This window comes from Marinococcus sp. PL1-022 (assembly GCF_033845285.1).
Taxonomy (GTDB): domain Bacteria; phylum Bacillota; class Bacilli; order Bacillales; family Marinococcaceae; genus Marinococcus.
The window spans coordinates 109,138-121,541 of sequence record NZ_JAWXCX010000001.1; the positions used below are offsets into that span (position 1 = coordinate 109,138).

The 12,404-nt window shown below is 48.1% G+C and carries 11 protein-coding genes and 7 tRNA genes; 12 read left to right on the plus strand and 6 right to left on the minus strand.

Annotation, left to right across the window (positions count from 1 at the left end; all coding sequences use genetic code 11):
• Positions 1–20 precede the first annotated feature (20 nt).
• From prpB to SIC45_RS00625, 5 genes are all read right to left on the minus strand, one after another.
• On the minus strand, positions 21–938 hold the full coding sequence (gene prpB, locus SIC45_RS00605) for a methylisocitrate lyase (RefSeq protein ID WP_319630681.1): 918 nt from the start codon (positions 936–938) through the stop codon (positions 21–23).
• Between the two features lie 14 nt (positions 939–952).
• Complete coding sequence (locus SIC45_RS00610) at positions 953–2,380, minus strand: bifunctional 2-methylcitrate dehydratase/aconitate hydratase (RefSeq protein ID WP_319630682.1); 1,428 nt, start codon at positions 2,378–2,380, stop codon at positions 953–955.
• Between the two features lie 14 nt (positions 2,381–2,394).
• Positions 2,395–3,513: a citrate synthase gene (mmgD, locus tag SIC45_RS00615; protein ID WP_319630683.1), complete on the minus strand. Its 1,119-nt coding sequence runs from the start codon at positions 3,511–3,513 to the stop codon at positions 2,395–2,397.
• A 116-nt stretch (positions 3,514–3,629) separates the two neighbouring features.
• On the minus strand, positions 3,630–4,286 hold the full coding sequence (locus SIC45_RS00620; RefSeq protein WP_319630684.1) for a GntR family transcriptional regulator: 657 nt from the start codon (positions 4,284–4,286) through the stop codon (positions 3,630–3,632).
• 70 nt (positions 4,287–4,356) lie between these two features.
• Complete coding sequence (locus tag SIC45_RS00625) at positions 4,357–5,748, minus strand: MFS transporter (RefSeq protein WP_319630685.1); 1,392 nt, start codon at positions 5,746–5,748, stop codon at positions 4,357–4,359.
• A 323-nt stretch (positions 5,749–6,071) separates the two neighbouring features.
• On the opposite strand from SIC45_RS00625, the gene SIC45_RS00630 reads away from it, so the two are divergent.
• From SIC45_RS00630 to SIC45_RS00675, 10 genes are all read left to right on the plus strand, one after another.
• Positions 6,072–6,854, plus strand: a complete 783-nt coding sequence (locus tag SIC45_RS00630; RefSeq protein WP_319630686.1) for an alpha/beta hydrolase — start codon at positions 6,072–6,074, stop codon at positions 6,852–6,854.
• Positions 6,847–8,439, plus strand: a complete 1,593-nt coding sequence (locus tag SIC45_RS00635; RefSeq protein WP_298784628.1) for a Mur ligase family protein — start codon at positions 6,847–6,849, stop codon at positions 8,437–8,439. Before SIC45_RS00630 ends, SIC45_RS00635 begins: the two co-directional genes overlap by 8 nt.
• Positions 8,440–8,459: 20 nt before the next feature.
• On the plus strand, positions 8,460–9,668 hold the full coding sequence (locus tag SIC45_RS00640) for a D-alanine--D-alanine ligase family protein (protein ID WP_298784630.1): 1,209 nt from the start codon (positions 8,460–8,462) through the stop codon (positions 9,666–9,668).
• Between the two features lie 166 nt (positions 9,669–9,834).
• Positions 9,835–9,909, plus strand: a tRNA-Glu gene (locus SIC45_RS00645).
• Between the two features lie 47 nt (positions 9,910–9,956).
• Positions 9,957–10,032, plus strand: a tRNA-Thr gene (locus SIC45_RS00650).
• A gap of 3 nt (positions 10,033–10,035) precedes the next feature.
• Positions 10,036–10,120 (plus strand) — tRNA-Tyr (locus SIC45_RS00655).
• 8 nt (positions 10,121–10,128) lie between these two features.
• A tRNA-Lys gene (locus tag SIC45_RS00660) sits at positions 10,129–10,204 on the plus strand.
• 24 nt (positions 10,205–10,228) lie between these two features.
• Positions 10,229–10,303 (plus strand) — tRNA-Gly (locus tag SIC45_RS00665).
• Positions 10,304–10,364: 61 nt separating this feature from the next.
• Positions 10,365–10,438, plus strand: a tRNA-Gly gene (locus tag SIC45_RS00670).
• Between the two features lie 25 nt (positions 10,439–10,463).
• Positions 10,464–10,539 (plus strand) — tRNA-Ala (locus SIC45_RS00675).
• 129 nt (positions 10,540–10,668) lie between these two features.
• On the opposite strand, the gene SIC45_RS16500 is transcribed toward SIC45_RS00675, so the two are convergent.
• Positions 10,669–10,893 (minus strand): aspartyl-phosphate phosphatase Spo0E family protein, encoded by a 225-nt coding sequence (locus SIC45_RS16500; RefSeq protein ID WP_366139511.1) that lies wholly within the window; start codon positions 10,891–10,893, stop codon positions 10,669–10,671.
• A gap of 233 nt (positions 10,894–11,126) precedes the next feature.
• Here SIC45_RS16500 and sigW point away from each other — a divergent pair, with 233 nt between their 5' ends.
• Together sigW and SIC45_RS00685 are read left to right on the plus strand one after the other, a co-directional pair.
• Entirely contained in the window at positions 11,127–11,693 is a 567-nt protein-coding gene (sigW, locus tag SIC45_RS00680; protein ID WP_298784633.1) for an RNA polymerase sigma factor SigW, read from the plus strand.
• Between the two features lie 16 nt (positions 11,694–11,709).
• A complete protein-coding gene (locus SIC45_RS00685; protein WP_298784635.1) occupies positions 11,710–12,348 on the plus strand; it encodes an anti-sigma factor in 639 nt (212 codons plus the stop codon).
• Positions 12,349–12,404: the final 56 nt, after the last annotated feature.

A 12,404-nucleotide genomic window follows, 5' to 3' on the forward strand; every position in this document is an offset into this window, starting at 1 on the left:
ACGCCCCCAGGCTTTATTTTTTAATCTTCATCGATTGTCGGCAGCTCGGTTTTTGCGATCTTTTCATCTAATGCTTCGTAATCGTAGTACGAAATCGTACGGTACAGCTCTTCGCGTGTCTGCATATCCTCAAGCATATCCTTTTGGGTGCCTTTATCATGAATTTCCTGAAAAACCCGTTCGACGGCTTTGGCAGCGGCCCGCATGGAAGTAACCGGATAGATGATCATATTAAATCCCCATGATTCGAACTGGTCCGCATGATAATACGGGGTTCGGCCAAATTCAGTCATATTAGCGAGCAGCGGCGTGCCGCTGAGGCTATCCCCGGCCCGGCGGAAATCCTCCTCTGCGGAAAGAGCTTCCGGGAAGATGCCGTCTGCGCCGGCCTCCCGGTAGAGAGCCGCCCTCTCCATAGCTGCGTCTATACCTTCCACGCCCTTGGCGTCGGTACGGGCAATAACGGCGAGCGTCGGAGCGACTTCTTTGATAACTTTAATCTTTTGAACCATTTCTTCGGCGGAGACTAATTTTTTCCCGTTTAAATGGCCACATTTTTTCGGGAGGTCCTGGTCTTCAATCTGTACGGCGGCCACCCCGGCTTCGGTCATTTCCCGGGCGGTGCGTGCCACGTCGAGCACTCCCCCAAAGCCGGTATCAATATCAACGAGCAGAGGGAGCTTTGCTGCGCGAACAATATCCCGGGCCCGTTCAGCAACTTCATGGGAATGAATGATGCCAAGGTCCGGCAGGCCCCGGCTCGCTGTATAGGCAGCGCCCGATAGATATAAAATATCAAAGCCGGTGTTTCTGGCGATCAGTGCAGACATGCTGTCATGAACACCGGGAATTTTTACCGCCGGCTTCTGCTTAATACGGTCACGAAATAATTGGGCGAGTTCCTTTTGGGAAACAGGTTCTTCGGTTAACCAACTCAATGTATTTCCTCCTTTTAGTAAACCCAGTCTGACATAAAATGATGAACAGGAGTTTCTGCCAGCCGGTCATGGTCGAGCATTTGCTCCAGAAGCAGAGAGGCCTTTTTTGGCGGATAGTGGGCATTCAGGTTCTGCCGGCATTTTTCGATAATCTGCGGCTTGGCCTCTTCCCGGCGGCGCTGGTGGCCGAGCGGGTATTCCACTTCTACGGGAGCTGTGCTTGTGCCGTCCATAAAGTGTACCTGCACCTGGTTGGGGATGGAACGCTTGGATGGATCCAGGTAATCCTCGGTGTACTGTTTGTTTTCTTTAACAATCATTTTGTTGCGGAGCTGGTCAATCACAGGATTTGCGGCAGCGGAATCCTCATAGTGATCAGCGTCAAGCCGTCCAAAGATCAAGCCGACAGCTGTCATATACTGCAGGCAGTGATCCCGGTCCGCAGGGTTTTGCAGCGGGCCGGTTTTATCGATAATGCGGATAGCAGCTTCATGAGTAACAATATCGATGCGCTCAATATCCTGCAGCCGTTCTTTTATCTCCCTGTGCAGCTCGATAGCGGCTTCCACAGCGGTTTGGGCGTGGAATTCAGCCGGGAAGGAGACTTTGAACAGGACGTGCTCCATCACGTAAGTACCCATTTTCGGCACAGACAGCTCCTCACCGTTCATCATTACGTCCTGAAAGCCCCAGCCTTTAGCAGAAAGAGCGGTAGCATACCCCATCTCCCCTTTCACAGCCATTAAGGCAAGACGGACTCCACGGCTGGTGGCGTCACCAGCGGCCCATGATTTACGGGAGCCGGCGTTTGGATAATGGCGGTAGGTGCGTAGACTGGAATTGTCCACCCATGCGTTGGAAACCGCATTGATCATTTCCTGCTTACTGCCGCCGAGCATGTGGGTGACTACCGCTGTCGTAGCTACTTTAACGAGAAGCACATGGTCGAGCCCGACCCGGTTAAAGCTGTGGTTTAAAGCGATGGATCCCTGAATTTCATGGGCTTTCACCATGGCGGTTAGTACGTCGTACATCGTCAGGGGATTTTTGCCTTCTGCTACGCGCTTTCGGCTTAAATAGTCGGCGGTGGCAAGAATGCCTCCGAGATTATCGGAAGGGTGACCCCATTCTTTGGCAAGCCAGGTATCGTTATAATCGAGCCAGCGGATTGCGCAGCCGATATTAAAAGCAGCATGCACCGGGTCGAGTTCAAACTGGGTGCCCGGCATGCGTGCGCCGTTCGGAACGATAGTGCCCGGCACAATAGGTCCGAGCTGCTTGGTGCACTCCGGATATCGTAATGCCAGGATTCCTGCCCCTAGCGTATCCATTAATACATAGCGGGCGGTATCATACGCCTCGCTGCTTGAAATGTCCTGGTCATATACATAGTCGGCGATGTCGGTCAGTAAAGCATCTGTCTGCTGCATCGTCTGGTTCATTTTCATTTCCTCCTTTAGGTTAACGTAATGCCCCGCGGGCCGGTGTAGTTGACTCTCGGGCGGAACAAGCGGTTATTGCTGTGCTGCTCGATCACATGAGCTCCGAGTCCGGCGGCCCGCGATGCAAAAAAGATAGGCGTATACAGGTCAATTGGGATGCCGAGCAGATAATACACCGGCGCTGCGTAGTAGTCGAGGTTTGGATGCAGCCCTTTTTCTTCTGCAATCAGCTCTTCACCGCGTATGCACATATCATACAGGTCCATGCGATCCTGCTTTTCCGCGAGTCGGTGCAGCGATTTTTTCATCAGCTGGGCGCGCGGGTCCATTTTTTTCATATACACCCTGTGGCCAAATCCCATGATTCGTTCTTTGTTGGCCAGCTTTTCCCGGAAGAGCCGCTCGACTCCGTCCGGGGTGCCGGCTTCGAGCAGGAGATGCATAACGGCTTCATTGGCTCCCCCGTGCAGCGGTCCTTTCAGAGAAGCCACCGCACCCGTAAAGGCACCATACATATCGGCCTGTGTGGAGGCAATCACCCGGGCTGCGAATGTTGAGTTTGGCATTTCATGCTCAATGTAGGCCACAAGCGACTGGTCAAACACTTCGGTTTCCAATGCTGTTGGCGTTTTCCCGGTGAGCATGTGAAGCATGTTGGCGCTAAAAGACATGGAAGGGTCTGGAGATATGAGTGATTCATGCTGCTGGGTACGATAACTGCCGGCGATGATGGCAGGTACAGCACCCAGCAGTTTGACCGCTTTTTTCTGGTTGGCTTCTGTAGTCTGATCATGCATATGCTTCTCTGAGCCCGCAAGCAGGGAAATGCCGGTACGGAGCATATCCATGGCACTCATTGAAGCAGGAAACAACGAAAAGGACGAAGTCAGGGATTCCGGAAGATCGAGCTGTTGATAAAGGCGATCCTGAAATGATTCCTTCTCCCCTGTTTTTGGAAGAGAGCCGTAAAGAAGCAAATGAGCAACATCCAAAAAATGACGGTTTTCCGCTAATTCAATTAGATCGTAGCCGCGTATAACAATTTGTTCCTGCTCCACATCAAGATAGGAAATCGACGTCTCGGCGGCAATAACACCTTCGAGTCCGGGGCTGTACTCGTTTTCTGCAGACATAGTGGTGCCTCCTTTATTTTTAAAGCGTTTTCAAAAACGGTTAAAAATATAAGCTGCTTCTTTGTATAATTGTATACAATTATTTGGAAAAAGGCAAAAACCTTTTCGACAGGCTGCTAGGAAGAAGAAATATGAAATTCAAGTGTTTCTTTCGTCGAGGCGAGGCTTCTTTGGATATGAGTGCGCATGTAATGCTCAGCCGCCGGGCCATCTTTTTGTTCGATAGCAGCCAGGATTTTTTCGTGTTCAGATACTGGAGTATCGATTGTATAATCAGGGTGTCTGTAGCCGCTGAGCCGCCGGTATCTTTCAAGACGGCTGTTCAGCTGGTTTAAAAACTGGACCGCCGTAGGCGAAGCGTGTTCATACAATAGATGATGGAAGCGGCTGCCGTACGTAATGGAAGTAAATCGTTCATCTGCTTCAGCCATATGCAGAAGTGCTTCTCTCATGGCTGTAACAGCCTCAGAGGAGGCCCGCACGGCAGCTTCTTTAGCCACAAGTCCTTCGAGTGCTTCCCGGACGGCAAAAATATCGACAGCTTCTTCAATACTGAGCTCCTGGACCTCCATACGCCCATTCGCTTTTTTCACAATTAATCCCTCGAGCTCGAGACGGTAGAGCGCCTGACGGAGCGGCGTACGGCTTACTGCGATTTCTTCAGTTAGTTGTTCCTCACGGAGCGCCTGCCCCGGGGAATAATGAAATTCAATGATGTTTTGCTTTAAAGCTTCATAGGCTAAATCGCTTACGGATACACGGCGTCTCTGCACAGGCCTTCGCTCCCTTCGGTTTGATTTAACCTATTATAGCAAAAAAGAGACCGGCTGAGTGCCGGTCTCCTTATTCAGGATTTTTCTCCGACCGGGGCTCGACCCGGAAGGCGCGGAAGGTGTACATAAACATGGCAAGGGCGAACAGGGAAACCAGGGTCAGGACGAGATAAACGTTAGAATAAATGGCGCTGCTGCCGCCGGAAGCAAACGGGTTCAACGAGGTGGTCACGCCCTGAATTCCGAGCACAGCTCCAAAGATGGCACTGCTGAAAGCTCCGGCCATGAAGTTCATCAGGTTGAACATGCCGATGCCGACGCCGGTTTCATTTTCTTCAAGGACAGAAGACAAAATGTTGGCGGTTGAGCTCTGAATGAGGGGGAATCCTATATAAGCAATAATCAGGACAACAGAGACAGCGACTGCGGAAACGCCGGCAAATCCGGAAAGCAGCATTGTTCCAAAAGCAATGAAAACCAGGGCAGCGATAACAACTACCTTTGGCCCGTGGCGGTCTGCAAGGTCGCCCCCGGTGCGTCCGAGAAAACCGGCAAGGATGGCTCCCGGAAAGATAACAAGGCCAATCTGCGTAGTGGAAAGTTCATACAGCTCTCTGGTCATTAGCGGAATGATAAACAAAAGACCGAACATGCTGCAGACTCCGAGAAAACTCGTCAAAATAGTAACAGTATAGTATTTGTTTCTCAAAAGGGATGGGCGGATAAATGGATCGTCCGCTTTCGCCGTCCGAAAAGCGAAAACAGCCATGAAAACGATAAACATAAGAAGAAAGATCCATTGAAGAGTAGTAACAAACAGTAAAATTCCGGCTATTGCCACTCCGAAAAGAGCAGCACCTAAATAATCGATAAACCCGGAACGTTTTTCTTCATCCGGCAGCCATTTTCTAAGAAAAGGGAGAGCTAAAAGCGATAGAATAGAAAATAAGAACAAATAACGCCAGCTGAGCCATCCCCCGAGCAGCCCGCCAACAATTGGCCCGACGCCGGAAGCGAAGGCTATTGTGGAAGAAATCAAGCCAAATACCCGGCCTTTGTCCTCCGGGAAAAAGCGGGCAGGTATCACAAACCCGAGCGCGGGAATAGTTGCTCCGCCTGCCGCCTGAAGGACCCGGGCGACGATAAGCATGGCAAAGCTTTCAGAAAAAAGGCCGAGCGTTGCACCAGCAGCAAAAAGGATAATGCCAAAGGTGAGCAGAGCTTTAATGGAATAAAAGTCTGCTAGTTTTCCATACATCAGGGCCCCGATAGCGTAGACCATAATGTATGAAGTAAGTACCCAGCTGACCTGGGAGGAAGAGATGCCGAAATACGACTGGATATCGGGAATTGCTACGTTAAACATGGTGCCGTTCATAACCGCGATGGTTAAAATCAGAGCCACCAGAAAAATAAGCTTCTTTTTCTGGGCCGGCCCGACGTGTAAGGATTCATTTGTCATAAAAATTCACGCTTTCTATTGTTAGTTTCAGGGAATTTGGTTTTGTGTGGAACTATCATATATTAACTGAAACAATACCGAGAAACAAATATAATGAACGAAGCTGTACAGACGCCTCGGGGAATCGCAAAGTCGTCATTCTCGTCTTTAAGATTATGTGATAATATAAAGTGGTGGATTTGTGTAGATGAAAAATTACTGGGATATTGTGTTTCAGCTGATAATTTTACTGTGTTATAAAGGTTTATTACATAGGATGCGGTCATGAATGGCAGGTCTGCATTATGCAGAATATAGAAAAATTAGAATAGGAGAGTCTCGCTGTGTATATAGATATAGATGGGGTTAACGTGAACTACCATGTGTCCGGCGAAGGGGAAGATGTCGTCTTATTACATGGATGGGGCGCAAACATTCAGGCATTTGCCCCAGTGCATCAATCACTGGAAAAAAACTTCCGGGTCTGGTCGATTGATTTTCCAGGCTTTGGCCAAAGCGGGGAGCCGCCTGAATCCTGGACGGTCGGTGACTATACCGAATTGCTGAAAAAATGGCTGCAGAAAACCGGCATAGACAACCCGATTCTTATCGGCCACTCCTTCGGGGGGCGGGTTTCGATTAAGTATGCAGCAGACAACCCGGTGAAGAAAATTATTCTGGTGGACAGCGCCGGCGTAAAGCCAAAACGAAAGCTGAAATATTACGTGAAAGTCTATACGTATAAAACCTTTAAAAAGCTGCTGAAGCTGCCTGGGTTAAAAAACCGCGAGCAGGAAATTCTAGGTAAAGTCAAAGGCCGGGTCGGTTCGGCAGATTACCAAAATGTTTCCGGTGTGATGCAGCAGACGATGGTGAAGGTGGTCAATGAAGACCTGCAGCACCATTTTGAGCATGTTACGCCTCCGGTGCTGCTCGTGTGGGGAGAAAATGACGAGGCAACTCCTGTATCGGACGCCAGGATCATGGAACAAAAGATGCCAAATGCGGGTCTTGTCGTACTGCGCGGAGCCGGCCATTATTCGTACATTGACAATTTAAACGAGTTTTTAATCATTATTGACCACTTTTTAAGAAACGAAGAGCAGGAGGCCGCACAGCATGATTAATACAATATTAGCGATTTTATACCTGGCGGCTTGGGCATTTTACACTGTGCGCTTTACGAAACGAAGCACACATATGCTCCAACAGAATTCTTACAAGAATGAGCGCTTCTGGGGATGGATTAAAGCTCATACTTCGAGGGCATTTCCAATCCGGAACACGATCGGCCTTGCAGCTGTTGTGCCGTTTCTTTTCGGAGCAGAGGCATTAGGCCTGATTATTGGCTTTATTTACTTTCTGTTTATGGCCCTGACTATGCCGCAGCTGAAGGAGAAGAAGGCGCTGGTAGTCACAGCACGGGTGAAACGGTTGTTTATCACGATCGGTGTCCTCTTCGTACTGTTTACTGCAGCGGGGCTTCTGCTCGGTAACACGGCATTATTTTATACGTATGGATGGCTCGTGTTTTTAACAGTCATTGCGACGATTCTTACGTATTTTATTACGATGGGCGCGAACTATATTAATTACCCAATGGAACGAAAAATCAGCCAGCATTACGTCAATGATGCAGAACGAATTATTAAATCGATGCCGGACCTTGAAGTAATAGGCATCACAGGAAGCTACGGAAAGACAAGTACTAAGCACATGCTTGAAACGGTTCTTTCCTCCGAATTTAATACGCTGATGACCCCGGAAAGCTACAACACGCCGATGGGCGTGACAAAAACGATCCGGACGATGCTGAGGCCGTATCACGAAATTTTCATTGCCGAAATGGGCGCGAAAAGACCGGGAGACATTGAAGAAATCTGTGATATTGTGCACCAGCGGTACGGTGTTTTAACTGCGGTAGGAGAGCAGCATCTCGAAACATTCAAAACGCTCGATAACATTAAAAAAACCAAATTTGAAATTGTCGAAACGCTTCCGCAGGAAGGTACTGCTTTTGTGAACAAAGATGATGAAAACATTATGAGCTACGAGCAGCAGAACCAGTGCCGGACGATTTACTACGGCATCGACGCCGAAGATCTTCATTACCGTGCTAAAAATATTGGATACTCTTCCAAGGGTACGTCGTTTACCGTGGTGAAATATGACGGAACCACTGCAGAGATTCAGACCAAACTGCTCGGCCGCCATAATATTTATAATATTTTAGCTGCCGTGGCTATCGGCTCTGAAAAGGGCATCTCGTTTGAAAAAATAGCGAGAGCGCTGCGGAAGGCTCAGCCGGTGGAACACCGTCTGGAGCTGAAAAAAACGAATGGCAACATTACGATTGTGGATGACAGCTTTAATTCCAATCCGGTTGGCTCCAGGATGGCTATGGAAGTATTAAGTCATATGCCGGAATACAAAATTGCCATAACCCCGGGCATGGTTGAGCTTGGGGAAAAAGAGTATGAATTAAATAAAGCACTCGGTACTTACATGGCAGATGCGTGTGATTTCATTATTTTAGTCGGAAAGAAACAGACTGTGCCGCTTCAGGACGGGTTAAAAGAAAAAAATTATCCGGAAGAGCAGTTGTACGTTGCCTCCGACCTTCAGGACGCCCTGGCAAAAATGAACGAAATCGCGACTCAGCCATCCGTGGTACTGCTTGAAAATGACCTTCCGGATTCATTCAACGAGTAAAGACATAGGGAGCGGATATTATGAAAACGAGAATAGGAGTATTTTTCGGCGGTATTTCCGTCGAACACGAGGTTTCTGTCATTTCAGCTGTACAGGCTATGGAGTCCATGGATGAAGACCGGTACGAAATCGTCCCGATTTACATCAGTAAAGAACGTAAGTGGTATACCGGCAATGTCTTGCGGGATATTGAAGCCTATAAAGACATGACGAAATTATTGAACGAGGCTCAGCAGGTGCTGATTACGTACGGGGAAGAAGATAACGTGGTACTTCACAAAAAGCCTGCACCTAAATTCGGCAAAAAAGAAGTGGCTGCAATTGATGTTGCTTTTCCAATTGTTCACGGAACGTTTGGCGAAGACGGAGCGCTTCAGGGGCTGTTTGAGCTTTACGGCCTGCCTTACGTCGGCTGCGATGTAGCCTCTTCGGCCGTGGGCATGGATAAGGTAATGATGAAGCAGATTTTGAGAGACTCCCGTCTGCCGGTACTAAATGATGTGTGGTTCTACAGCAACCATTGGGCAGAGGACACCGAAAGCGTCATTGCCATGATCGAAGAGAGTGTTCCTTATCCGGTCATTGTAAAGCCGGCCAACCTTGGTTCAAGCGTCGGTATCGGCGCAGCAAAAAACCGGGAGGAACTGGAGCAGGCGGTTGAAGAAGCTACTGAATTCGCGGGAAAAATTCTCGTGGAAAAAATGCTCGAAGGTATGACAGAGGTGAACTGTTCTGTTGTAGGTGACTACGAAGATGTAGAAGCGTCGGTAATCGAAAAAGTACTCAAGACAGATGAAATACTGAGCTATAAAGATAAATACCAGGGCGGTAAAAACGGCAGCTCGTCCAAGGGAATGGAAGCGACAGACCGGGAAATCCCGGCTCCCATCACAGAAGAAAAAGCAGGCGAAGTACGGGAGCTTGCCAAGGATACGTTCCAAATTCTTGGCTGCAGTGGTGTCTCCCGGATTGATTTCCTGATTGAGGACAGCACCGAAACAGTATTTGTAAATGAAATCAACACGATTCCGGGATCGCTTTCCTTCTATCTATGGGACCCGGCAGGGAAAAGCTACAGCGAATTGATTCATCAGCTGATTCAATTAGCGTTAAAGCGGAAACGGGAAAGAGAAAGACTGACGTTTTCGATCGATTCCAACCTGTTTTCTCTTCAAAGCGGCCAGGGAAGCAAAGGCGGCACAAAAACAGGCTCTGCATCTAATCGATAATAATTGTTCAGCCGGCCTGATATCATGGGCCGGCTTTTTATATACTGATAGAATAAAACAAGAAAATATCAAACTTTTTTGAATATAGTAATTTGGTTGCAAGAGAGAAAAAAATGCTTTAAAATACTTTACTGTAGCAATGAAAGAAAAGCTTCATGCAGTTTATGGCCCGTTGGTCAAGTGGTTAAGACACCGCCCTTTCACGGCGGTATCACGGGTTCGAATCCCGTACGGGTCACCATACATAAAGCTGTTTTTGCCGAGAGGCATGTATCAGGTTTTTCACATGCCGGTCTAGCTCAATTGGTAGAGCAACTGACTTGTAATCAGTAGGTTGGGGGTTCAAGTCCTCTGGCCGGCACCACGTGGAGGGGTAGCGAAGTTGGCCAAACGCGGCGGACTGTAAATCCGCTCCTTCGGGTTCGGCGGTTCGAATCCGTCCCCCTCCACCACTTAATACGAGCCATTAGCTCAGTTGGTAGAGCATCTGACTTTTAATCAGAGGGTCGGAGGTTCGAATCCTCCATGGCTCACCATTGTTATTATCCTTGTTTGGAACTGCGGAAGTAGTTCAGTGGTAGAACACCACCTTGCCAAGGTGGGGGTCGCGGGTTCGAATCCCGTCTTCCGCTCCATTATTTGACGGACAGGGTAAGCAGTGATAGTATGAATAATGTTGATTTGTATATAGATTATGCGGGTGTAGTTTAGTGGTAAAACCTCAGCCTTCCAAGCTGATGTCGTGGGTTCGATTCCCATCACCCGCTCCATTTTTGTTAGATCAAACATATGCAGGGGGCCTTAGCTCAGCTGGGAGAGCGCCTGCTTTGCACGCAGGAGGTCAGCGGTTCGATCCCGCTAGGCTCCACCAAACAACACGAACGTGTTCAGCCTGAAGGGCTGATTTTTTTATGTCAATTTTAAGGCTTTTAATCCTCCAGGGATGAATGTCTGAAAGAATCATGGTAGAATACGCGGGCATAGAAAAACTCTTATGCATTTAGGAAGAACGCATAAGAGTTTTACGGGATATAAGCTCATATTTATTTAAAAGAACATCCAGTTCCTTGCTTAAAGCCAGGACATCATCCGAAATCAGGGAAGCCGTATGATCGGAAGTCAGTTGATGGAGTCTGTCTCTTGTTTGTTCTATTTCCTGCCGTAAATATTGTTGAGACAAACGTTCTTCACCTCCTATATGGTGCGTGTTTACATTATTACCCATTTTAACTCATTTTCAAAGTTATTTATGCCATATTTTCCAAAATGTGACTATGGTTCTAGAGGGTGCATAAATAGTAATATGGATAAAGATAGAGAATGGAAATCGTGTTACAATTGGCTGAATTGAAAAAATTACCATAATAAAGATGAGTTAAGCAGCCGAAGGCTGTTAAATAAATGAAACGGATAGACTCATTGAACGTATGTATAGTCCCACGAGGTGGAGGTCGCCAAATGGATGCAACAGTGAAACGGTTAGTGAAAGAAGTGAAAAAAGACGGGGATCAGGACGCTTTCCGGGAATTGGTTGATTTGTACAAAGACAAGGTATACCAAATCGCCTATCGGATGGTGGGCAATGCCTATGAAGCTCAGGATATGGCCCAGGAAGCGTTTTTAAGAGCATACGCCAATATTGAAAGCTATGACGAAAAAAGAAAATTCTCCACCTGGCTTTTCCGTATTACTACAAATCTCTGTATCGACCGTCTCCGTAAGAAAAAGCCGGACTATTCCCTGGATGCAGAAATACCCGGGGCGGAAGGACTTGATGGATATTCGCAGCTTTCCTCGCCGGACAGGCTGCCGGATGAACAGGTCGTAACAATGGAAATGCAGGAATGGGTGCAGGAAGGGATATTGAAGCTGCCGCCGAAATACCGGACAGCTATTGTTCTTCGCTACATCGAAGACCTTTCTATTCAGGAAATTAGTGACATACTGGATCTTCCCGAAAACACGGTAAAAACGCACGTGCACAGGGGGCGCGAAGCTTTAAGAAAACATTTGGGAAACACGTGAATGAGGGGGTGGGACCATGGCTTTAAACGAGCGGGAGGAAGAGTACATCCAGCGCTACATTGACGGTGATATGGATGAACGTGAAAAAGAAAAGTTTCACACGTATATCAAAGAAAATCCGGAATGTGCACACCGTCTCCAGGAATTGAAACGGACAGTAACGATAGTGCAGGGCACTTCGCACGTTTGGGCTCCAGAAACTTTTACCGACAGCATCATGAAAGAGCTGCCTAAGAAAAGAAAACGGACAGCCTGGAAATCATGGTCCAGGCAGCATCCTGTGCTGGTTGCGGTTTCCATGTTTATTGTGCTGATGGCTTCAAGCGTGCTGTTTGCCTGGAATGATCAGGCGGGGGCTGAGATGACGGTTTCTGGCGATAGAGAAAATGTAAACATTGATTACGATAACAACGCAGTAATCATACCGGAGGGGGAAACGGTGCAGGGAGATTTAACCGTTCGAAACGGAGAAGTTGATGTGCACGGGAACGTCAATGGTGACCTCACGGTGATTAATGGGGAGCCCTACATGGCTTCGGCTGGAAGTGTTTCCGGCAATATTGAGGAAGTGGACCAGGTGCTTGAGTGGATCTGGTACCATACGAAACGAATAAGTCAGGAAGCCTGGCACATGGATGAAGAAGAAGCGGCATAACACGGGCGTTTATAAACAGCAGCAGGCTTTTATCAGAGCGTGCTGCTGTTTGCCTA

What these genes read in the sequence shown, in the direction of transcription:
- SIC45_RS00610 (WP_319630682.1), bottom strand. Translation starts at nt 2,380, where the DNA reads ATGAACCAGACGATGCAGCAGACAGATGCTTTACTGACCGACATCGCC.
- mmgD (WP_319630683.1), bottom strand. Translation starts at nt 3,513, where the DNA reads ATGTCTGCAGAAAACGAGTACAGCCCCGGACTCGAAGGTGTTATTGCC.
- SIC45_RS00625 (WP_319630685.1), bottom strand. Translation starts at nt 5,748, where the DNA reads ATGACAAATGAATCCTTACACGTCGGGCCGGCCCAGAAAAAGAAGCTT.
- SIC45_RS00635 (WP_298784628.1), top strand. Translation starts at nt 6,847, where the DNA reads ATGATTAATACAATATTAGCGATTTTATACCTGGCGGCTTGGGCATTT.
- SIC45_RS00640 (WP_298784630.1), top strand. Translation starts at nt 8,460, where the DNA reads ATGAAAACGAGAATAGGAGTATTTTTCGGCGGTATTTCCGTCGAACAC.
- SIC45_RS16500 (WP_366139511.1), bottom strand. Translation starts at nt 10,893, where the DNA reads ATGGGTAATAATGTAAACACGCACCATATAGGAGGTGAAGAACGTTTG.
- sigW (WP_298784633.1), top strand. Translation starts at nt 11,127, where the DNA reads ATGGATGCAACAGTGAAACGGTTAGTGAAAGAAGTGAAAAAAGACGGG.
- SIC45_RS00685 (WP_298784635.1), top strand. Translation starts at nt 11,710, where the DNA reads ATGGCTTTAAACGAGCGGGAGGAAGAGTACATCCAGCGCTACATTGAC.